Here is a 22,291-nt window from a genome sequence, read left to right as displayed (position 1 = left end):
AATTTTGTGTTTCTGACGATTAATTTTCTTCGGCTCGATGCGCCAGTGCCTCATTCAGACGGCGAAAACCTTCTCGAGTATTGTCAAGAAGTTTAGGCATGAGGGGCACAAGCAGACCACTGAAGATTTCGGACTGTATCAGGTGAGTACCGCCGCCGGGCAAGGGGTTCAGTTCAAAGCGGTGCTGACCGTCAAAAATTCCCGGGATTCCAAGGCGACCCAGCCATTCAAGACTCTGATTTTCGGATGCTTCCAGCACGGTGGGGCGGAAGGTCATAGGGCGCTTGCCCGGTTTCATTGTGAGTGTAAGGCGTTCTCCGGTGCGCGGCACACCTTGCGCCCGAATAATAAAGGGGTTCCACGTGGGATACTCTTCAAACCGGGTCAGGATTTCCCAAACACGCTGTGGTTCCGCCTGGATAGTAATCTCGGCGCGGATACTGCGGCTCATCATCAACACTCCTATACGCAATAACCATTCTTTTTACTATGTATTCCAGTGTATACGATGAGCTGCGGGGGCATCAGGTTATTCACGACAGAGGGAAGATACATACCTTTGCTGCCTCTTATGGAGCAGGAAGCTCACACTATCAAAAAACCGGGAGCGTTTTCTTCATTCGGGAGCAGTTTAACTGCTCCCGAATGAAGAAAACGCTCCCGGAACTCAGCTTTCAGCCGCAGACCCGAAGTACTACGCCGTGACCTGGCGCTTCGAGGAAATCACGCCGGTATTGAAGCCCGCAAGGTGCAGGCCGCCGTGGAAGCGCGCGTGCTCGATCTTCACGCATCGATCCATGACCACGTTCAGCCCAGCTGCCTCACCGATAGCGGCAGCTTCCTCATTCCACGAGCCCAGCTGCATCCACACGGTCTTCGCGCCCAAATCAACCGCCTCCTGAACCACGCCCGGGAGGTCTTCATTGCGGCGGAAAATCTCGACGAGATCGGGCACTTCTGGTAGGTCCTGAAGCGAGGCGTACACCGGCTGCCCCAGTACGGGCTTGCCTTTCGCCGCAAGAATCGGGTTCACAAAATACACTGTATACGGCGATGAAGACAGCAGGTAAGTTGCCACAAAGTTTGAGGCGCGCGAAATCTTATCGCTCATCCCCACAATCGCGATAGTGCGGGTATTGCGCAGAATGTTCAGCCGCTCGGGGGCGCTCGGGCCTACCCAGGTACGTTTCTCAGTCATTAGTTGCCCTCCTTCGCGGGTGCATCCTTGGGCTCTGAGGCGCCCGAAGCTGCGGCGCTATTCGGCAGTGCGCAGGCGACGCCCTGCTGCGGGTCAGCCTCTTCGGCGGCGAGAGCCTCTTGCGCCGCAACGAGCTTATCGGCGCTGGATTCGCCCACACGTTCACCCGCGTGGTTCAGGCCAGTCGCGTGGGTGAGTGCCTGGTCAAGGTCCCAGATAATGTCTTCAACATCCTCAAGCCCAACCGAAATACGGATCAGGTCTTCACCCACGCCCGCCGCGGCAAGCTGCTCGCTGGAAAGCTGCTGATGCGTGGTCGAACCCGGATGCAGCACCAGAGTGCGCGAGTCACCAATATTCGCCAGATGCGATGCCAGCACGAGCGCGCTAATGAACTCGCCGCCAACCACGCGGCCGCTCGCCTTATCGGTGCCCTTCACCCCGAAGGAGAACACAGACCCAACGCCCAGCGGCAACAGTTTTTTCGCGCGTTCGTGGTGCGCATGCCCCGGCAAGCCTGCGTAGTTTACGTAGGCGATGCGCGCATCCTCAACCAGCCAATCCACGACCTTTTTCGCGTTGGCGAGGTGCGCATCCATGCGCTGCGGGAGGGTTTCGACACCCTGAAGCAGGTTGAATGCCGACTGCGGTGAGAGTGCGGGACCGAAGTCGCGCAGCTGCTCGGAGCGCAGTTTTGTGAGGAACCCGTATTCGCCGAAGTTTCCCCACCACGAGACGTTATTGTACGAAGGCACCGGCTCGGTCATGAGCGGGAAGTTGCCGTTCGCCCAATTGAACCGTCCGCTCTCAACAACCACGCCGCCGAGGGTGGTTCCGTGCCCGCCCAGGAATTTGGTGGCGGAGTGAATCACGATGTCGGCCCCGTGTTCCAGTGGGCGAATCAGGTACGGGGTTGAGATGGTAGCGTCTACGACGAGGGGGATTCCCGCCTCATGGGCTACAGCGGCGAGCCCTTCAAGGTCTGCGATCTCGCCGGAGGGGTTGGCGACAACCTCCGTGTAGATTGCCTTGGTGTTCTCGGTCAGCGCCGCCTTGTAATCCGCAGGGTCGGTGCCTTCCACGAAAGTGGTTTCGATGCCGAACCGGCGCAGGGAGACATCCAGCTGGGTGACTGTTCCACCGTACAGCTGGGAAGATGCCACAATATGGTCGCCCGCCTGGCAGAGCGCGGCGAAGGTGATGAACTCGGCGGCCATGCCGGATGCGGTCGCCACCGCCCCGATACCGCCCTCTAGGGATGCGATGCGCTCTTCCAGCGCGGCAACGGTCGGGTTCGATAGGCGCGAGTAGACGTTGCCGTATTTCTGCAGGGAGAAGAGGTTGGCGGCATCGTCGGTGTCTTTGAAAACGAATGAGGTGGTCTGGTAGATAGGGACCGCGCGGGCGCCGTGTTCAGCGTCCGGGGTGCCGCCCGCGTGCAGTGCGCGGGTGCGGAATCCGAAAGTATGTTCAGCCATGCATGACTCCTGGTTGGCTTAGCGCAGCCGAATGATGCGCCAAGGTCGAGGAACAGAGGTACTCAACCCTATACTGTGCCACGGTCCCCGGATGCGCCAAGTGCGCGTAGCATTATGTCGTTTGTGTCGGATTATGACGGGGAATTAGAACATGCAAGCAATTGTGTCACCAGCGTATATATTTCTTGGTTAGCAACTCGACCACTCAAAGATCACGTTTGAGAAGTCACCCGCCGCCAGTTGCTCGGGCGTTATCAGCCAGTTTGCGGAACCCGCATCACCCCAGAGAAGTTCCGGGGTCTCTTCCTCCGATTCCCAGTCCGCCTCAGAAACAATGGTCAGCAGGTTCACCGTGTGCCCCTGCAGGTTCTCGTCGAAATCCCGCGGGTCATTCTGAATAAAGTAGGGGTAACCGCCAATCCGAGAGTACTCATCACTCTCCTCATACGGGAGAGTAAGCTCCTCAACGGCGTCCGTCCGCTGAATCCTCGCCCGCTCGTCGTCTCCCGTGGGCAATTTATCCTCGGGATACAGCTCGTCCCACACTCGTGCAAAATCGGGATAGTAGTAGTGCGCAGTACCGGTAACTCCCTGCTCGACTAGGCTGAACGAGAGCGCAAATTCCACGCTCTCCGGTTCGATAGGCCAACCGATCGTGTCCCAGTCGATCACCGGCAGCGGCGCATCCGGATTCGGCTCACCCACGCTCTCGTAGTAGATCACCCGCCAGTTCTCTTGAACCGCAGGCTTGTTATAGTCATACCCCCACACGGTGTCGTGAGGGTCAATCCAAAATTGAAGCATACCGCTCTTCGGGTAAATATTATTTTGCGGCAGCTGCGCACAGTTAATCTGCGCGATCATGCCTAGGGGCTGACCGGATGCGTTCGTCGGCGCGGATTCTCCCACAGGCAGGTACGGCACTCCCCCGAACTTAGAGGCGGTCTTCGGCAGCGGCTGCTGCGATGGGGTTGCCGTAATCCTGATAGCCTGCTTGAGTTTTCCCTGATTCATAACGTCGAGGACTCGACGCACCTGCGCTTCGGTGTTTTTAGCTGCATTCTGCTCGGTGGTATTCATGTGTTCCTCCGGGTGGTTGGTTCAGTGCTACAACCATCAGAACACATTTTGCGGTGCCGTGCTCAAAACTTCGTCACTCGTGCGCTTATTCAACGGTGTATTTTTTGGGAGGCCACACGCTGCATGACTCGGAGCATGACTCTAGGCGCCCCAAAAATTCAGGGGGTTGGTGGTGTATCAAGTAGCTTGAGTACACCACAACCCCCTGTATAAGAATTATCGAGCGAGCCGGTTAGCTGCTCGACCACTCAAAGATCACGTTCGAGAAGTCGCCCGCCGCCAGCTGTTCGGGCGTTATCAGCCAGTTTGCCGCGCCTCCGCCGCACCACATGAGCTTAGGTGAACCGTCATGGGGTTCTGCCCAGTCCACCTCAGAAACAATGGTCAGCAGGTTCACGGTATGCCCCTGCAGAGCCTCGTTGAAGAACCGGGGGTCGCTCTGCACAAAGTAGGGGTATCCGCCGATCTTCGAGAATTCGTCGTTTTCCTCAATTGTGAGGGCGGCACCCTGCGCCTCCTGGTAGCTTTCAAGCTGCGCTTCGGGGTACATCTTATTCCACACGCGCGCGAAATCTTCATAGTAGTAGTTGGCGGCGCCGGTAATACCCTGCTCGATCACCTCGAACGAAAGCGCAAACTCGGTCTGTGTGGGTTCAACGGGCCAGTTGTCCTTGGGATCCACGGCAGGAAGAATCGTGTTCGGGTCTGGCCTGCCCACGTTCTTGTAATAGATAACCCGCCAGTTCTCCTGAGATGCAGGCTTCGCGGCATCGAACCCCCACGCCTCGTCCTTCGGGTCTATCCAGAATTGCACCATGCCAGTTTTTGGATAGATATCATTCGGCGGCAGCTCTGCACAGTTAATCTGCGCGATCATCCCCAAGGGCTGACCACTGGAGTTTGTCGGCGCCGAAGCACCCATAGGTACATAAGGAATGCCCCCAAATTTTGAGGCGGTCTTTGGCAGCGGGGTCTTAGAGGCAGTTGCCGTGATGCGTACCGCCTGCTTGACGTGGTCTTTATTGAGCGCATCGGCAACATGCTGCGCTTTTTCTTCTAGAGTGCTCATGGACATCCTCCAAGGCGTGGTTAATGGCATGTATTAACCATGAGAACACACTTTTTTATAGTATGCCTTGAATATCGTTGTGGGGTGAAAAACGAACGCATCCGCATACTACACACTGTGAACCAGTACGACCGCACCCTTGCCCGGAATCCCTGGAGAATTCCGGGCAAGGGTGCTGTCGTTGTGATGCGCATACTAGATATTTTTGTCGATTTCCTCGATCACGCCCAGGGCCGCGGTAATGCCCGCGTTCAGGTAGAACATATCGGAATCTACCTTATGAGCGTGCTTCTCCTTGACCGCCTTCAGGCTTTCCCACAGCGTCTCAGAGGTGAGCTTGGATTCGTCGCCGCCCTGCACCCATAAATACATGTGGGTTTTTCCATCTCTTTATCAACCCACATAGCTATATTCCAAAAACGGTATATAAACTTGTCAGAGTATATATTCTACATTCCCTATCTGGAATATATGCTGTATAAAACCTCTCTTGGCGGCTCGGCACGGTTAAAGTGTCAGGGTGCCCAGGTACCGTCGAGGTATCAGAAAAATACCCCGCACTTTCACGGGGCGGCACCCCATCGAGAGGATCAGCACCTATGGCACAGCACCCCCTGAGCGCATCCCGCATCGTTGCAACCGCCGAGGATATTGTTAGCGCCGATCATCAGTTCCTCATGTCCACGGGAACGCTCGTACACCACGAAACCTTCAATATAGAGGCCATTCGCCGCGATTTAGAACAGCTCATTGCCGAGCGTGTTTGTCTGCAGGTTGCCCCAGCGTCAAATTCCTGCACCCGGATGCTCGCTCAGCATCGTTATGGCGAGGCCGGATTTCAGCAAAATCTTCGCGAATTACGCCGGGCGGCGCAGAACGCTATCCTAATGGTTTTCCCGCACGATCAGCTTGAGATTGGTCTTCGTTTCGAGCGGATTCAGGGCACCAAACTGGCGCTGACGCATATGTATTGCAGCCCCCGTTACGGCGATGCCTGGTATAAGCATTGGGCGCCGCGGGTGCTGCCCTTGGAAGGGTATGCTTTCGCCACCGAGAGCCGCCCGGGTTCCGGTGATTTTAGGATTAATACCGCGCAGTTCCTCAATATGCTGGGCCTGCTGGAAGTCGCCATGATGGGGCTTGATGTGAGTGAATGGGACCTGTGGGAATGCGAAAACCCCAAAGACGCCTGCACCAAATTCAAGCGGGAACGCCGGGATGTGCGCCGCCGCATTCGCGAAGATTATGGCATGACCGCTTAGGGTTTTCGGACAGAGCAAAGCTCCCCACCCACCGAACGATGCGGTGCGCGGGGAGCCGCACGGTTACGGATTAGCCACGGTGTGCGTAACGGTACAGGAACGCCGCCATAGCCTCACGACTGATGCTCTCGTGGGGACGGAAAGTTCCGTCATCCCAGCCGGTCGTAATCTTGCTGTCATGCAGCCAGGCAATTTCACGGTAGAACATGTTCTGTTCGGGAACATCCTTGAAAGGCGCATTCTGCACTTCAACCGGTGGTTTCCCAGAGTAACGGTAGAAGAATGCGGCCATAGCCTCGCGGCTGACGGGGTCGTGAGGACGGAAAGTCTTATCGGGCCAGCCGGTTGTAATACCTTGCTGCTGGAACCAGATGATTTCCTTGTAGAAGGGGTCGCCTTCCTTCACGTCGGTAAAGGGGGAATCCTTCGGCAGCTGTACCTCGGGCGATCCGGACATACGATAGAAGAACGCCGCAATAGCCTCACGTTCGATGCTTTCGTGCGGGCGGAACGTGCCATCGACCCAGCCGGTTGTGATGTTCTGCCCGGCGAGCCAGGTAATCTCGCGGTAGAACATATCGCCTTCGTGCACATCCGAGAACGACTGAGCGGGCTCTGCCGGTTTACTCGGCTCAGGTTCGGCAGGCTTACTGGGCTCTGGCTCGGTAGGCTTCGACGGTTCCGGTGCGGGGACCGTCGGGGCCGGGTCAGCTGATTTACTCGGTTCAGGGGTTGGAGCAGGGTCAGCGGGTTTGGTAGGCTCAGGGGTGGGTTCCGTGGTCGGATCAGCAGGTTTCGGCTGTTCGGGTTCCGGTGTCTTAGCTGTATTCACCAGACGGTTGAGCCACAGGTTAGATTCCAGACCGTCATTCTTCTCAACCATCGTGGGGAAGATAATATCCCCATTCGGCAGCTCAAGCGCGTTGTACGACCCGCTCTTATCGGTCGAACGCAAGTCAGAGAGCGGCACATCGTGATCAAATTCAAGGGTCTTTGACATCCAGACCAGGCGGCCGTTTGCGGAATCGACCGCCACAATCTTGTCGCCAGCGGTGAAGAAAGAGGCGATCGCCCCCATACCGTGCGGCGCTGTGGAGCTTTCGCGCACCGTTGTGAAGGAAGAACCATCGTACTTGAGAACCTGCACGGCACTGGCGCTTGCGGCGTAGTTATTCCACCGGTAGACGTATCCGTCCGGGGTGGTGAGCAGGCCGTTGAGGCTGGCTGCCTCTTCCGCATCCTTGGGCTGGGTTTGCTCAACCACCGAAATACCCTGAGCGCTCAGGTGAAGCAGCTGACCGTTCTGAATCTTATTGCCCTCTTCGTTGTACACAGATTTATTGGGGCTGTATAGGAACGAGCCGTCGGGCAGCGGCGCAAGCGTGCGGGTGCTTCCGGTGAAAACGTCGCCATAATATTCGCTCAGGTCATCGGCGTGTGCCACCGAGGGGTCAAAGTCCAGCGGAGATTTGACGGTTTGCGCTTTCACCGTGCCATCGGAGGCGACGTTGACGTACCGCGCCTGCCCGCTGCTATCGGCGGTGAGCACAGCCCAGCTGTTGGTCGCTTCGTTGTAACCGAGCGCCAGAATATTTTCGGATTCGCTGAAGGTGACACCCGCGAAAGTACCCTGAGATACAAGCTTGCCGGATTCATCTACCCGGTAGCGTTCCAAGGCGCGAGTATTCGCGTTCACAAACACGATATCGCCGGTGGCGGGGTTGGCGGCAAAGTGCGCGCTGGAACCCATCGGCAGGGTTGCAGACTCTGTCTGCTGCAAAGTCTTTGGGTCGATGACCGCGTAGCGTGCATCCGCCCCGCCGCCGAAGCTTTTACCTGCCGCGTAGAAAAGATAAGAGCCCGCGCGCACGGTATTTTGCGGATTATTAATATCGGTACCCGAGTTCAGGCTCTCACCCAGTTTATAGCCGCTGTTTTGGGCATCTTTCGCCTGAGTACCGGAATACGAGAAGGTGAGAGCGTCCAGCCCCACGCCGTCTTCGTAGAAGTTCGAGAATGCGTGATTACCTTCGGCGGTGAGATTAGCCGCAACATTGCTCCAGGTGACAACGCCGTCTTTTTCACTCTGCTGAGCGGTTTTGAGCGAGAGCTTCGCCATCGGGATTTCGTGGGGTCCTTCCCACTGCCCGGAGGTGTAATTTTTGGTGCGTACAACCATGTAGAGCGTGCCGGTGCCCTGTGCCGCATCCATCTCGATGCGCGGGTTTGAGAGCGTTAGGTTCAGCGAGCATTCTTCGGGTTTATTGCGGTCGGCGCAGTGCGAGATATATTGAACTTTGCCGGATCCCTGAAGTGAAACTTGGTTACCGTCCTCGGAAACTTTGGCTTCTTGGTTGGGGAAGGTGAACAGGTCGGTGGCGTTGTAGCTTGCACCTTCGCTGACCTTGTACGGTTCGCCGATGTAATTGCGGAATGAGGTTTTGATACCCCAGGTGATATTTCCGGTGCTCTGGTTCTGTTCGGCGGCTACCGCTACACCGGAATCGGCGTGAGCGTTCACAGCCAAAAGCGGAGTTGCGGGCAAGAGCATGGCGCCTGCGAGAGTGAGTGCGCAGATGCGTCTGAGGGTGCGCTGGCGTGATGCAAACGTGAAAGACATGTGTAATCCTCGTTGATCTATTGAGTTAGGACACCCTTAATGTAGCAACATCCTACCCTTAATACAAAAGAGCTTAACGCCACTCTGTGACGAGTTGTCGCTACAAAGTGTTCATACACTACAATGCCCTCACTTCGCTGCAATAGAGCGCTAACGACAACATGCAGACCACCGAAAACTCTAGATTTTATTCGATATTTCTAATACTAAATACCGTGAGAATATTTTTAATATACTCTTCTAAAATGCTTAATATTACGGCTAGAACCAGCCGCGCTTTTTAAAGAAGAGATACACCACCACACACGCCACCACCATGAGCACGAGCGATGCCGGGTATCCGTAGGTCCACTTCAGCTCGGGCATATCCTCAAAGTTCATACCGTAGATAGACCCAATGATCGTGGGCACCACCAGGATTGCGGCACCCGCCGAAATACGTTTCATATCTTCGTTTTGCTGCTGCGCCACAATCGTATCGTGCACCGTAAGCGTGTTCTGCAGGGATGTGCGTAGATCCTCCAGGCGCTCCTTAACCTGCACCACGTGATCCTGAATATTGCGGAACTGCCGTTGCAGCTCATCCTTCTCCTGCGCGATTTCGGTTGCGGTAGCGCCCGTATAGGGGCTGACGTCAAGTACGCCGTCACGAATCTGCTGCATGATGCGCGCGAGCATCATATCGAGCGGTTTGCAGGCACGCTGAAAATCGGCAACCTGGTTGAGCAGTTCGTAGGTGCGGCGTGACAGTGTGCGGTCGCCAGCGCCGGTTTCTTGGAAGAGCGCATTCTCAATTTCATCGCCGTCGTTTTCGAGCCCTTCGAGCACCGGCATGTAACCGTCTACCGTCTGGTCGATGATGCGGTGCAGCAGGCGTATGGGCGAGCCGTCCGGAGTGGCGTAGATCAGGTTGAAGCGTTCGTACACTGCCTGCTGCGGATGTATCTGGTCGTTCACGATACTCAACAGGTAGTCACGCCCCAAGAACATGTGCATCTCGCCTAGACGCACCTCTTCTTCGGCATCCAGGTAGATGGCGGGGCGTACCACCGCAAACAGGGAACCTTCGTAGCTTTCAAGTTTGGCGCGCTGATGCCCGTGCGAGGCGTCTTCGAGCGCAAGTTCGTGCAGGTTAAAGGTTTGCTGAAGCTCGCGCAGCTCCCGCGCGTTCGGGGTCATGTAGCCGAGCGCCACGCTTGCGCCGCCCTCACGGTAAGCATCAAGCGCCTCGGACTGGGTAACCCCCATACGAATGCGGTCCTGCTGCGGATAAATAGCACCGGTTACATACGACATAGGTTAAGTGTAGGGGTAGGCCCCCAGGTGCTAAAAAGAGCCTTTATTCGAATAAAGAGTATTTTTCGCCGCTTTATTCAAATAAAGGCTCTTTTTATGCAGGGGATTTATCGAATGCGCCGGTAGATCTGAGTTGCGGGGTCCCGTTCAAGTATTCCGTGATCCACGCCGTAGCGACGCACCAAGGCAGGGTCATCCGTGTACCGCCTGATGCGCTCGTTCACCTCACGCTCCGAAAACTGCTCGGAGGCAGGAATACTCTTTTGAAGAATCCAACGCAAAAGAGCATTCTTATCCTGCGCACGTGAGGGCCAGGTATGCACTCGTCCCTTGACTAAAAACCGCTCAACATCATCTGTTACCTGGTTTTTCGCGGATTTCAAAAGACTCAAGTAGTCGGAGAATACCTCGGTAACCTGCCAAAGCCCATCCTCTGACTTCTCAATGAGCCTGACTGCTTCAAGACGCGCCAACAGTTTACGATCACGATAGTTAGGCGTTTTCGGCACATCCTGCACGATAACCTTGGCATACATTTCTCGGGATTCACCATTCGCCAGTGCAGCTATCACCGGCAAAATGTTTTGCACATTATCCATCATTTAATTCTGCATCATTCCTACAACGTAAAAAGGCTCTTTATTCCAATAAAGCATTAAAAACGCCGCTTTATTGGAATAAAGAGCCTTTTTTGGGAGGTAGCGGGAAAGAGCCTAATCCATCAAATCGCGGACCACAATGGTTTGGTCGCGGTCGGGGCCTACGCCGATCGCCGAGATGCGGCAGCCAGAAAGTTCTTCAAGCTTATGCACATATTTGCGGGCATTCTCGGGCAGCTCGTCCAGGGTTTTCGCATCCGAAATGCTCTCGTTCCAGCCGTCGAAGTACTCGTAAATCGGCTTCGCGTGGTGAAAATCGGTTTGCGTCATCGGTATTTCATCAAAGCGCACACCGTCCACCTCATACGCCACGCATACGGGGATCTTCTCAAGACCGGTAAGTACATCCAGCTTGGTGATAAACAGGTCGGTAAACCCGTTGATGCGCACCGCCTGGCGCGCAAGCACAGCATCGTACCAGCCGCATCGGCGTGGACGCCCCGTGTTCACGCCGAACTCGCCGCCGGTTGTACGCAGAAAATCACCCATCTTATCGAAGAGCTCGGTGGGGAACGGGCCAGCACCCACGCGGGTAGTGTATGCCTTCTGAATACCAATCACGCGGGAAATTCGGGTGGGGCCAACACCTGATCCCACGCAGGCACCCCCGGCGGTCGGGTTTGAGGAGGTCACGAACGGGTAGGTGCCGTGATCGACGTCGAGGAAGGTCGCCTGGCCGCCCTCCATGAGCAGGGTTTTACCCTCATCCAGCGCCTTATTGAGCAGCTGAGTAGTATCAACGATCATGGGTTTGAGCCGCTCGGCGTAAGACATGAAATAGTCCACGATTTCGTCTACCTCAACATGGCGGCGGTTGTACACCTTCACGAGCAGCTGGTTTTTCTGCCGCAGCGCGCCTTCAACCTTCTGCCACAGAATCGACTCATCCAAAATATCCTGCACGCGAATACCTAAGCGCCCTACCTTATCCATGTAGGCAGGCCCAATACCGCGCCCGGTCGTGCCGATTGCGCGCTTCCCCAAGAAACGTTCGGTGACCTTATCCATCGTCTGGTGATATGGCGCCACTAGGTGAGCATTTGCCGAGATTTTGAGTTTAGAGGTGTCGGCGCCGCGCGCCTGCAAACCCTCAATCTCAGAGAAAAGTGCCTCCGGGTTCACCACCACGCCGTTGCCGATCACGGGGGTTGCGTTCTCGCTCAGAATGCCGGCGGGCAGCAGCTTAAGCTCAAATTTTTGGCCGTTCACCACCACGGTATGTCCAGCGTTGTTGCCGCCGTTCGGCTTGACCACGTAGTCCGCGCGGGGTCCGAGCAGGTCGGTTGCCTTACCTTTACCTTCATCGCCCCACTGGGCGCCCACGATCACAACAGCTGACATTCTTGCTCCTCTAGGATGTACTCCCCGCCGTTTCGGCGGCCGTGCGCGGGTTCTTCAAACCCTCTTAGGCACACATTTGTTAATCATAACGCGACCCTGTGAAGGTGCATCTATTATTTAGCGATTGCAACACATCTTTTCCGTGAGTCTCTGCGGCGTAAACCCCGTGATTCGGCGGTAAAAGCCGCTTTGGAAGGCCAACATACAGGATGCGCGCCCGGGGCAACCTGCCGCGAGCGCGCATCCATGAATTATGCCCGGGTATATACCCCAGGTACCGCATGAACCTTCTTATTTGAGAATCTTGATGAAGGTCATGGGGTAGTCGTACATTTCACCGCGATTAGCGGCGATAGCGCCTAAGATGTGGAAGATAATCATGAGTATGCCGGTGACTGATACCACCAAAAACCATATCGGAGACATGATGAAGAGGGTGATAACCATCAGGAGGAATGCGGCGGTGTTAATAACCCACATGGAGAAGTTGAAATTGAAGGCGCGGCGCGATGATTCTTTGGTGAATTCGTAGCCGGGCTTGTCTTTGTAGATGAGCCAGAAGATGAGCGGGGCTATGAAGCTCAGCGTGTTCAGCGACAGCAGCATGGCGAGAAGCGATGAGAGGTGCGCGAATATCGCCATGTTTTTTGCGTCCGGGGTAATACCTTGGTGGTTATATTCTGGCCGTTGCGGGCTGTACCCCGAACCCGACTGTTGGTTATAACCGGGCTGATTCTGGTAGTTCGGCTGTCCGTTGTTATAGTTAGGGTCGTAGGTCATAAGAACCTCCTCAATGCAGCGTGTTGGGCTGTGTTTTACAGTATATGCCGCCTACCTTAACGCAACATGGGAATCGTGGGGAGAGGATATTTGTAGTCCTCACCAGAATTTGCTTTAACCGCCCCGATAATGTGGAACACGACAGCGGTAACGCCCAAGCCTGCGATCAGAAGCCACAGTATGGGAAACATCGCAAAGAACAGCATAAATGGTTCGCCGGATTGGCTTTGCGCCCCTAGGATGAGGGATATTACCATCAGCAGAACCAGCAGCAGGAATGAACTAAAGATAATGATAACTAAGGTCACACCCAGGTTGAAGGCTCGTGCGGCAGCATTGCGTACCCGCTCATAGCCGGGCTTGTCTTTGTAAACCGCCCAGAAGATCAACGGAATTAAGAATCCTGCAATCCCGGAAAGATGCGCGAGCATCGCCATGTTGTTAACGTCGGTGGGCTGCTGTATCACGTAGACCGGCTGCCCGTAACCCGGTTGTGGATAGTCCTGGCTCGGCTGCTGTGGGTTGTATCCCGGCGGGTATGGCTGCTGGCCCTGGTTAGGCTGCGGATTCTGCTGGTTGGGGTCAAAGTTTGACTGGCTCATGTTTTCACCCGTTCTGTGTGTTGTCGTCTTTGTGTTTCGTGGTCTCGTGTACGAGTTTTACCTCGGCTCTGTCTTCGGTAAGGATTGAGGTAAAACCCTGCCCGATGCACCCGCCGTCTCGGTACTATCGCAGGATAGGCAAGGTGGGCAGAGGGTACTTATAGTCTTCACCGGAATTTGATTTAACCGCGGCGACAATCTGGAAAATAATCATCAAAACCTGAACAACGCAGCTTATCAGAACCATGAGGGTTATGGGTGCGAACATCCCCATGGCACTGGAAACAGCGGTGCTCGGATCGTTAGTCGACGCCATACCGGGTACGACCATCGTAAAAATATAGACAAACCCGCTCAGCAGGGTGATAAGAACAATCAGGTATCCCGTCAGCCCAAAATTGAAGGCCCGCGCGGCGGCACGGCGTGCCAGTTCGTACCCGGGTTTATCTTTGTAGATAGCCCAGATAACGAGCGGAATAATAAACCCACCTAAAAGCCCGGAAAGATGCCCCCACATGGCAACCGTGCTGACATCGTTGGTTTGTTGAGTCACATATATAGGCTGCCCTGGTGGGTACGGCTGTTGGTACTGTCCCTGGTTAGGTTGCGGGTTCTGCTGATAAGGGTTGTGGTTGGGATCAAAATTTGGCTGACTCATGACAATATTCCATTCTTGAGGCTGCTGCCCCACCCCGTCGGGTCTGATGCAGACTTCCATGTGAGCCGGGCACAGCATCCTTACCGTGCTCGACGATACGAGCAACTCAGCTTCGACAAGGTTTTTATTCGGTGTTTTTGGTCTTTTTATCATAGCGCGCACCATATTTATACGGTAGATTTTTGTGGCACGAATACTGGATGTTTTGAGGGAATATATAAACTATAGAAGTAAAGAATTTACATTTATGTATAAATTTTATAAATATTTTTGGTGTCCTTGATAAAACTTTAGAGTAAAACTTCTTAGAATTGATAGTGCAAGACACATCGTTGTTTTTTAAAACGCGATGCGCTCGCATATCACACCGAACCATAGTTACCAAAAGTGCTGACTCGGGTTCGACACTATCAAACACAAGGAGCATCATGGCATCCACCAACACCTGGCGGGCGTGCACCCGCATCGGGTTATCGGCGGTTCTGGGGCTCGGTCTTATCGCCTCCACGGCGGTACCACTCAACGCAGCAGAGACACCGTTGAGAGGACAAGACCCAGACCTGAGAACCTCACAACAGCACACGCAACAGCAGGTACTCTCCCCCAGCATGCTAAAGGCGCAAGGCACCATACCGGTCTACGTCAAGTTCAAGGGTCAAGGCGCCTATGAGCAGACCCAGCCGCGGGCGGTTCTGCAGAACAGGCAGGCACCCGTGAACGCTCAGGCACAGGTGCAGGCGATCAAGACCCGCGTAGAGTCACAGGCACAGTCCGTAGCGGGAGAATCGCACGCAAAAGTTCTATACACCACCCATAACGTAATGCCGGGCGTGGCGCTCATGGGTGATGCCCAGGCGATTCGTGATCTCGCATCCCGCCCGGATGTTGAGCGCATTAGCCCGATCGTGCCGAAATACCGTCAAAATGCGGGTTCTGTCGTCGATACCGGGGCCGCCGAGAATTGGGCGCGACAAAACACCGGGTATACCGGCAAGGGCATCAAGATTGCGGTGATCGATTCGGGCATTGATTACACACACGCCGACTTTGGCGGGCCCGGCACGAAAGAAGCCTTTGATGAGGCAACGAAACTCACCAATATGCCGGAAGCATCGTCCGGTCTCTACGACCCCGCGAAGTTTTTAGGCGGGTACGATCTTGCCGGTGACGACTATAACGGCCTGAACACGGCAGTGCCCGATAACAACCCGATCGACTGCATCAGCGGCGGTCACGGCACCCACGTGGCGGGTACCGCAGCAGGTTGGGGCGTGGATGCGCAGGGCAAGACCTTCCGCGGCGAATATTCCACGCTGACACCTGAGAAACTGGGCGAGATGAAGATCGGCCCCGGTTCTGCACCGGATGCCCAGCTGTACAGCTTCCGCGTCTTCGGGTGCAGCGGTGCCACCAACCTGGTGGGTCAGGCTCTCGATAAGGTGCTCGACCCCAACGGCGACGGCGATTTTTCCGACCGCGCGCAGGTGGTAAACATGTCTCTTGGCGGCGAGTTCTCGCCCGAAGATGACCCGGAATCCTACGCCGTCGAAACGCTGTTCCGCCAGGGTGTGCTCGCCGTTGTCTCGGCGGGTAACGCGACCGGATACAACGGTGTAGGCGATACCTACTCGGACTCTGGCCAGCCCGCGAACGCCATTTCGGCGCTGACGGTGGCGAACTCGGTGGGTTCAACCTACGCCATGGATGCGGCGCAGATTCTTGCACCCAGCCAGATTGCCGGTAAGGTTCCGGGCGACTATTCGGTGGACTACAACTACTCGAAAGCCTCCGAAGAAACCCTGCGGGGTCAAGTCGTTGCGGCGTCCGCATCGAATAAGTTCGGGTGTGAGGCATTCAGCGCTGAAGACGCCGCCAAGCTCAAGGATCGGTGGGTCTTTATCGAGTGGGCAAACGAAGACGGTACTATTTCGTGCGGCTCGAAAGTCCGTTTCGACAATGCCGAGAAGGCCGGCGCTAAGGGCGTTGTCCTTTCCTCCCAGGAAGAGCGCGCCGAACTGGGGATAGCCGGGAACGAAACTATTCCGGGCTTCAGGGTGGCGAAGAGTGCATCCGATAAGGTTCGCGAGGCCGCACAGGCTGGCACCCTAGAGATTCGCCTGGGCGAAGACCTCAAGGGTGGTCTGCGCGTCCAGAGCGGTAAATTCGATGAGCTGACAACTTCGAGCGCACGCGGGTTCCACGGCTCGTACGGGTACACGAAGCCCGATCTCGCTGCACCGGGGAATAATATTTCCTCTGCCGCCGTGGGTACCGGAACGGGCTCGATTCAGTACACGGGTACGTCGATGTCTGCGCCCTTTGCCTCCGGTGTGGCGGCGCAGGTATTGCAGGCGCATCAGGATTATTCGCCGATTCAGATCAAGGCGGCGATGATGAACAGCGCAGACCATGACCTGCACGATGTCGACGGGCATACCTACGCGGTGGATCGCGTGGGTTCGGGGCGCATTGATGCGAAGGCCGCTGTTGATACCCGCGTGCTTCTGTACAACGCGGACCGTCCCGAGCAGGTCTCGCAGACTTTCGGCGTGCTGGAATATGCGGCAGACGCAGGCCAGCAGTCGCTCACCCGCGAGATGACGGTTGAGAATTTCGATTCCAAGGCGCATACCTACTCGATTTCCTATGCGGGAAGCACCGATATGCCCGGTGTTGAATTCTCGATGCCTTCCAGCATTACGGTTCAGCCGGGTGAGAAGAAGAATTTCCAGGTGAAGGTCACGATTGACCCGGCACGCTTGGAGAAAACTATGGACCCGGCGATGGAAAAGACCCAGTCCTCCATCGATGTGAATACGGGTAAGACTGTGGTTCCCGAGCAGGCACGGCAGTTTATCGCCTCCGAATCCGGGCGTATTAAGCTGACCGAAGGCGACCAAACCCTGCGCGTTCCCCTGCATGCGGCGCCCAAACCGGTTTCGACCATGAAGGTTGCGGGCAATAACGTGCAGGTTCCCGCTGGCTCCTCCCAGACGCGAGTCACATTAGAGGGTACCGAGCTGAACCAGGGCGGATACCGCTCCCTGCTGGGGGCCTTCGAGTGGGGCGCATCGGTGAATCGTGTTAACCCGAGCAACCTGTGGGTCAGCAGCGATATGAAGGCGAACCTGCAGCATGTGGGTGCGTCCTCGAACGCGCCCGCGCTCAAGGACGCGGGCAAAGACCCGAACGAAGGTACGCTTTCCTTCGGCATCAGCACGTGGAGGAACTGGGATGTGATCTCTGAGGAAAACACCTTCACGGTCAATATCGATACGGACGGCAATAACCGCGCCGATTACGTGCTCAAAACCGACCGTTCCGCAGGGTTGGACTTCCCGATCGTGCGCCTGCTGGGTTACAAGAACGGTTCTTTGGAGCAGCTCGCCTACTATCCGCTCAACGGCGCCTGGGGCGATACCGATACGAACATGATGGACACAAACACACTCATCATGAGCGTACCCCTGAAGGATCTGGGGTTGACGGCCGAAAACGCCCCGCAGATTCGCTACAGCGTTGAGTCCATCACCCAGTACGAGTGGGAGAACGTCAGCCAGACCGACTGGATTACCTACAGTCCCTTCGCCCCGAAGGTGTGGTTCAGCGGTACCGAGTCGAGCATCCCCGGGCTTTTCGCGGATGCCCCCGCCACCGATCTGACGCTGCACCGTGCCTCGGATGCGGGTTCGGCTAAGGCTCTCTTCCTGCACCTGCACAACGGCACCGGAGACCTTTCGGGTTCCCAGGGTGCGAGCGGCGAGCGCGCTCAGGTGCTTCCGGTGAGCGAGCAGAGCACGGAGACCCCTTCTGCCCCGCGCTTCACGGATGTGAAGGAGGGCGATATGTTCTACACCGAGATCGCCTGGCTGGCGCAGCGGCGTATCACGACCGGCTATCCGGATGGTTCGTTCCGCCCCGCCGAGAATACGAGCCGTGCCGCCATGGCGGCGTACTTCTACCGCCTGGCGGGTTCGCCGCAGTTCACCGCGCCGAGCACGCCCACGTTCAAGGATGTGGCTCCCGGCGACCAGTTCTACAAGGAGATTGAGTGGTTTGCGGCGCAGCGGCTGACGACGGGGTATGCGGATGGTACCTTCCGCCCGCAGGATGCGGTTAACCGCGATGCGATGGCGGCGTTCTTCTACCGGTATGCGGGCAGCCCGGCCTTCACGGCACCGGATAAGCCCACGTTTAAGGATGTTGCCCCGAATAGCATGTTCTACCGCGAGATCGAGTGGCTTGCCGCGCAGAAGGTGACGACCGGGTGGCCGGATCAAACCTACCGCCCGCTGGATCCTATCCACCGCGATGCGATGGCGGCGTTCCTGTACCGCTACAACCAGGGCGTGCTCAAGGCTGAGGGTTAGCCCCTTCCCCTAATCCACCCCGCGAGCAGCGGATTTTCGCCCGAGAAGGTGGGAAAATCCTACCTTTTCGGGCGTATCCCCGCTTCTTACGAGGGTTAACACATATTCACTCCGCATCATCTGTACATTGTTACCTTCAAAGGATCAAGGAGTATGATATGCCTCCGAATCATCGCAGACGAGGCGCCTTAGGCGGCCTTGCCGCCGCGACAAGTATTCTGTTAGCGCTTGGCACGCCTGCCAGCGCAGACATAAACCCGGGCGGTATTAACGAAAACGGGCAGTACCTCGCAACCCCCACACCGCAGAGTTCAGATGCTCTCTCCCCCACCATGAAAAAGGCGGAGGGAGATGTGCTCGTCTTCGTTAAGTTCAAGGGTCAGGGTGCCTACGAGCAGACCCAGCCCGACGAGGTTCTGCACAATAAGCAGGAACCCGTTAAGAAGCAGGGTGAGGCCACCTCTATCAAGGAGCAGGTCGAGAATCAGGCTCGCCAAGCGGCTCAGGATTCCGGTGCAGAAATACGTTATACCGTGCACAATACGATGCGCGGTGTAGCCCTGCACGGCAATGCTGAGAAAATCCGTTCTCTTGCCGGGCGGGATGATGTTGAGCGCATCACCCCCATTGTGGCGAAAAAGAGCATGAATGCTTATAGCGATATAGATTCTAAAGCCGTGCAGGCTTGGGCTGAAAGCACCGGGTACACCGGTAAGGGCGTCAAGATCGCTGTGGTCGATTCCGGGATTGACTATACCCATACCGACTTTGGTGGTCCCGGCACGAAAGAGGCTTACGAAAAGGCCAAGACTCTGACGGACCTGCCCGATGCCGAGTCCGGGCTTATCGACCGGTCCAAAGTGGTTGGCGGCATCGACCTCGTGGGTGACGACTACAATGCTCTCGACGCGGGTTCGACCCCTAAGCCCGATAACAATCCGCTCGACTGCCGTCCTGAGGGCTATGGAACCGGCGGGCACGGCACCCACGTGGCGGGTACCGCGGCGGGGTACGGGGTGAATGCCGACGGCAGTACCTTCCGCGGCGACTACTCCAAACTCACCGAAAACGATCTCAAGAACATGAAGATTGGTCCCGGTTCCGCCCCCGAGGCGCAGCTGCTGAGCATCCGCGTGTTCGGGTGTCAGGGCAGCTCAAACGTGGTGATGCAGGGGCTCGACCGTGCCCTAGACCCCAATGAGGACGGCGACTTCTCGGATCGCGCCAATATCATCAACCTGTCCCTCGGCAGCGAATTTTCTCCGGCTGATGACCCTGACTCCGCTATGGTGGATTCCCTCGCGCAGCAAGGTATTCTCACCGTCACGGCGGCGGGTAACGCTAATGAGTTCAACGGCGTGGGCGATACCTACTCGGATTCGGGCAGCCCCGCCAACGCCGCATCCAGCATTTCGGTTGCGAACGCCAATGGCACTATGAGCGTGTCTGATCAGCTCAAAATTGTCAGCCCCGAAAACGGAATTCCCCTTGATTTTATTGACGGCATCTTTAGGGACTTTAAGTTTATTGATGGTGACTATTCGCTCAATTTCCCCCTCGATAAGGCACCTGCCGATAAACGCACCGGCTATGTCACCCTCGCGCCCGAACGCAACCATGACGGCTGTAAACCCTTCACCCCGGAAGAGGCTGAAAAGATCAAGGGTAAATGGGTGATGCTCGACTGGGAAGTAGACTACACCTACAAGGTCAACTGTTCCTCCGCCGAACGTTTCGATCATGTTGCCCAGGCGGGTGGCACGGGCGTGCTGCTCGTCCTCAAGGACTATCCTGCCCAGCAAGGATTTGGCGGTAACGCAACGATCCCCGGGTTCCGCATTAACACCGCCTTCGCCGCAGACATAAAACCCTACGTGGAGGCCGGAACTTTCAAGGTTGAAGCGAATGAGGCTTATAAGAAGGCAACGCATATTCCTACTAGGCTCGACTTCGGCCTCAATTCTATGAGTTCTCGCGGCCAGCACGGCACCGAAGGATTCATCAAACCCGATGTTGCTGCACCGGGAGTCGATATTTTTTCGGCGTCAGTCGGCCAGGGCACCGAAGGGGTTTACAACACCGGAACCTCAATGGCGGCACCGCATGTCTCCGGCATTGCTGCACAGGTGATGCAGGCGCATCCAGACTATACCCCGGCAATGGTGAAGGCTGCGATCATGAACAGCGCAGACACCGATCTCACCAACCATGCAGGGTCTAAATACGCTGTTGATCGTATGGGGTCTGGCTTCGTGAACGCTAAGAAGGCGGTCAACGCGAAGGTTCTGGTCTACGATGAGGAAAATCCTGAGCGGGTTTCCCTATCATTCGGCGTTCTCGAATATCCCCTCGATGGTGAAGACCATACCGTAACCCGCAATATTGTCGTGCGGAATATGGATTCGGTGGCCCATACCTACGAGCTTTCGTACCAGTATGGTCCCGAAATCCCTGGTTCAAGTCCCGAGGTACCGCCTTTGGTGACGGTCGAACCGGGCGAGACCGTAAAAGTTCCTATCACCTTCTCGACCTACACTCCCGCCCTGAAAAAGACCATTGATCCCGCCCTGGAGAAAGAGCAAACTGCCATGGCCTATGTTAATGGGCAGTACCAGCCTATTATCTCGGGCAAACGTCAGTATATTGCAAGCGTCTCCGGCCGCATAGTCTTTAAGGATGCGAACCAGGACGACTGGGAGGAGCTTATACGCCTGCCCGTTCATGCGGCACCGAAGCCTATCTCTACGATGAAGGTTCAAGGCTCCGAGATTCAGTTTGAGAATGGTAAAGCCACCGAAACCACCGTCAAACTCGCCGGGCAGGATGTGGACCAGGGCGGTTATCGGTCCATGATGGGAGCCTTCGAGCTGGGGGCTGCGAGCCCGCGCATCCCCACCGAGAATTTGGATCTTCCCTCAAGTCAGAGTATGGATCTGCAGTATGTAGGTGCCGCCTCGGATGCCCCGGCGCTCAAGGCAGCCGGGCAGAATCCGAACGACGGTAAGATCTACTTCGGTATTTCAACCTGGGGTATTTGGGATTCCATGCACCCGGGACGTCAGCTTCAGGTGACGCTCGATACCAACCGTGACGGTAAGCCCGACTACAACCTTGAGGTGGGGCCCGAAAAGGGTCTGGATTACCCACTCGTGAAGGTGTGGAAGGCGAATGGGGATACCTGGGAAATAACCAATCGGTACCCGCTTAATGGCGCTTGGGGCGATACCGACACGAACATCATGGATACAAACGTGATGGTGCTGAGTGTGCCGCTCAAGGATCTGGGTTTGACAGCTGACACGGCTTCAAGCATTGACTATGCGGTTTCGACAAACACGTGGAGCAATGCGAAGGTTGGCGGCGACTATGTTGATGCCACCGAGAAGATCTCTTTCAACCCGTTCGCACCGAAGGTATGGTTCGAGGGTGAGAGCGCAGGTGTTCCGGGGCTCTTTGCTGACCGTAACGGCGGCGAGGTGAAGGTGCACCGCGTTGAGGGCGAGAAGCCTTCGGCACTCTTCCTGCACCTGCACAACGGTACCGGCGATTTGAGCGGTCAGAACGGAGCTGCCGGTGAACGCGCCCAGGTGGTTCCGCTGAGCGAGCAGCAGCAGAGCAGTCTGCCGAGTCCGTCAGAGCCCACGGAGTCTCCGAAGGATAGCTCGCTACCGGGTCCCTCAGAGCCTACAGAATCTCCAAAGGATAGCTCACTACCAGGTCCGTCAGAGCCCACGGGCTCTCCGAAGGCAGATACGTCTTTGCCGAAATAGCATGCAGAACCTGCCAACTATGCGTTAGCACGCTGACCTGGCTGTATACCGATTCCGGTATATAGTCCACACGGTATATAACCGATCACGAATATGCTCTCGGTTCCT

At 56.2% G+C, this 22,291-nt stretch carries 16 protein-coding genes; 3 read left to right on the top strand and 13 right to left on the bottom strand.

The window, feature by feature from the left end:
* Positions 1 to 19: 19 nt before the first annotated feature.
* From HMPREF2625_RS00770 to HMPREF2625_RS10650, 6 genes are all read right to left on the bottom strand, one after another.
* Complete coding sequence (locus tag HMPREF2625_RS00770; protein ID WP_246826564.1) at positions 20 to 451, bottom strand: SRPBCC domain-containing protein; 432 nt, start codon at positions 449 to 451, stop codon at positions 20 to 22.
* A gap of 243 nt (positions 452 to 694) precedes the next feature.
* Entirely contained in the window at positions 695 to 1,198 is a 504-nt protein-coding gene (locus HMPREF2625_RS00765) for a CoA-binding protein (RefSeq protein ID WP_004006480.1), read from the bottom strand.
* Positions 1,198 to 2,676: an O-acetylhomoserine aminocarboxypropyltransferase/cysteine synthase family protein gene (locus HMPREF2625_RS00760; protein WP_070520571.1), complete on the bottom strand. Its 1,479-nt coding sequence runs from the start codon at positions 2,674 to 2,676 to the stop codon at positions 1,198 to 1,200. The genes HMPREF2625_RS00765 and HMPREF2625_RS00760 overlap by 1 nt, the downstream gene beginning before the upstream one ends.
* A 189-nt stretch (positions 2,677 to 2,865) precedes the next feature.
* Positions 2,866 to 3,756, bottom strand: a complete 891-nt coding sequence (locus tag HMPREF2625_RS00755) for a YwqG family protein (protein WP_070520568.1) — start codon at positions 3,754 to 3,756, stop codon at positions 2,866 to 2,868.
* Between the two features lie 232 nt (positions 3,757 to 3,988).
* Positions 3,989 to 4,825, bottom strand: a complete 837-nt coding sequence (locus HMPREF2625_RS00750) for a YwqG family protein (protein ID WP_070520565.1) — start codon at positions 4,823 to 4,825, stop codon at positions 3,989 to 3,991.
* A gap of 195 nt (positions 4,826 to 5,020) precedes the next feature.
* Complete coding sequence (locus HMPREF2625_RS10650; protein ID WP_246825863.1) at positions 5,021 to 5,197, bottom strand: hypothetical protein; 177 nt, start codon at positions 5,195 to 5,197, stop codon at positions 5,021 to 5,023.
* 227 nt (positions 5,198 to 5,424) lie between these two features.
* Between HMPREF2625_RS10650 and HMPREF2625_RS00745 the strand changes: the two genes are divergently transcribed.
* On the top strand, positions 5,425 to 6,087 hold the full coding sequence (locus tag HMPREF2625_RS00745; RefSeq protein WP_070520562.1) for a hypothetical protein: 663 nt from the start codon (positions 5,425 to 5,427) through the stop codon (positions 6,085 to 6,087).
* A 70-nt stretch (positions 6,088 to 6,157) separates the two neighbouring features.
* On the opposite strand, the gene HMPREF2625_RS00740 is transcribed toward HMPREF2625_RS00745, so the two are convergent.
* The 7 genes from HMPREF2625_RS00740 to HMPREF2625_RS00710 all read right to left on the bottom strand — a co-directional run bounded on the left by HMPREF2625_RS00740 (position 6,158) and on the right by HMPREF2625_RS00710 (position 14,043).
* A complete protein-coding gene (locus HMPREF2625_RS00740; RefSeq protein ID WP_070520559.1) occupies positions 6,158 to 8,707 on the bottom strand; it encodes an HtaA domain-containing protein in 2,550 nt (849 codons plus the stop codon).
* Positions 8,708 to 8,968: 261 nt separating this feature from the next.
* Complete coding sequence (locus tag HMPREF2625_RS00735; protein ID WP_070449981.1) at positions 8,969 to 10,003, bottom strand: magnesium and cobalt transport protein CorA; 1,035 nt, start codon at positions 10,001 to 10,003, stop codon at positions 8,969 to 8,971.
* Positions 10,004 to 10,110: 107 nt separating this feature from the next.
* Positions 10,111 to 10,605, bottom strand: coding sequence for a DUF2087 domain-containing protein (locus HMPREF2625_RS00730; RefSeq protein WP_070520556.1), 495 nt, complete (start codon positions 10,603 to 10,605; stop codon positions 10,111 to 10,113).
* 111 nt (positions 10,606 to 10,716) lie between these two features.
* Entirely contained in the window at positions 10,717 to 12,003 is a 1,287-nt protein-coding gene (locus tag HMPREF2625_RS00725; protein WP_070520553.1) for an adenylosuccinate synthase, read from the bottom strand.
* Between the two features lie 291 nt (positions 12,004 to 12,294).
* Positions 12,295 to 12,783 (bottom strand): DUF4870 domain-containing protein, encoded by a 489-nt coding sequence (locus tag HMPREF2625_RS00720; protein WP_070520551.1) that lies wholly within the window; start codon positions 12,781 to 12,783, stop codon positions 12,295 to 12,297.
* A 56-nt stretch (positions 12,784 to 12,839) separates the two neighbouring features.
* Entirely contained in the window at positions 12,840 to 13,385 is a 546-nt protein-coding gene (locus tag HMPREF2625_RS00715) for a DUF4870 domain-containing protein (RefSeq protein WP_070520548.1), read from the bottom strand.
* A 124-nt stretch (positions 13,386 to 13,509) separates the two neighbouring features.
* Entirely contained in the window at positions 13,510 to 14,043 is a 534-nt protein-coding gene (locus HMPREF2625_RS00710; RefSeq protein WP_246825864.1) for a DUF4870 domain-containing protein, read from the bottom strand.
* Between the two features lie 428 nt (positions 14,044 to 14,471).
* Here HMPREF2625_RS00710 and HMPREF2625_RS00705 point away from each other — a divergent pair, with 428 nt between their 5' ends.
* Positions 14,472 to 18,413 (top strand): S8 family serine peptidase, encoded by a 3,942-nt coding sequence (locus HMPREF2625_RS00705; RefSeq protein WP_070520543.1) that lies wholly within the window; start codon positions 14,472 to 14,474, stop codon positions 18,411 to 18,413.
* 158 nt (positions 18,414 to 18,571) lie between these two features.
* Entirely contained in the window at positions 18,572 to 22,183 is a 3,612-nt protein-coding gene (locus HMPREF2625_RS00700; RefSeq protein WP_070520540.1) for a S8 family peptidase, read from the top strand.
* The last annotated feature ends 108 nt before the right edge of the window (positions 22,184 to 22,291 follow it).

It is taken from the genome of Rothia sp. HMSC064D08 (assembly GCF_001809525.1).
Lineage (GTDB): Bacteria > Actinomycetota > Actinomycetes > Actinomycetales > Micrococcaceae > Rothia > Rothia dentocariosa.
This window is presented reverse-complemented; position numbering and strand designations above follow the sequence as displayed.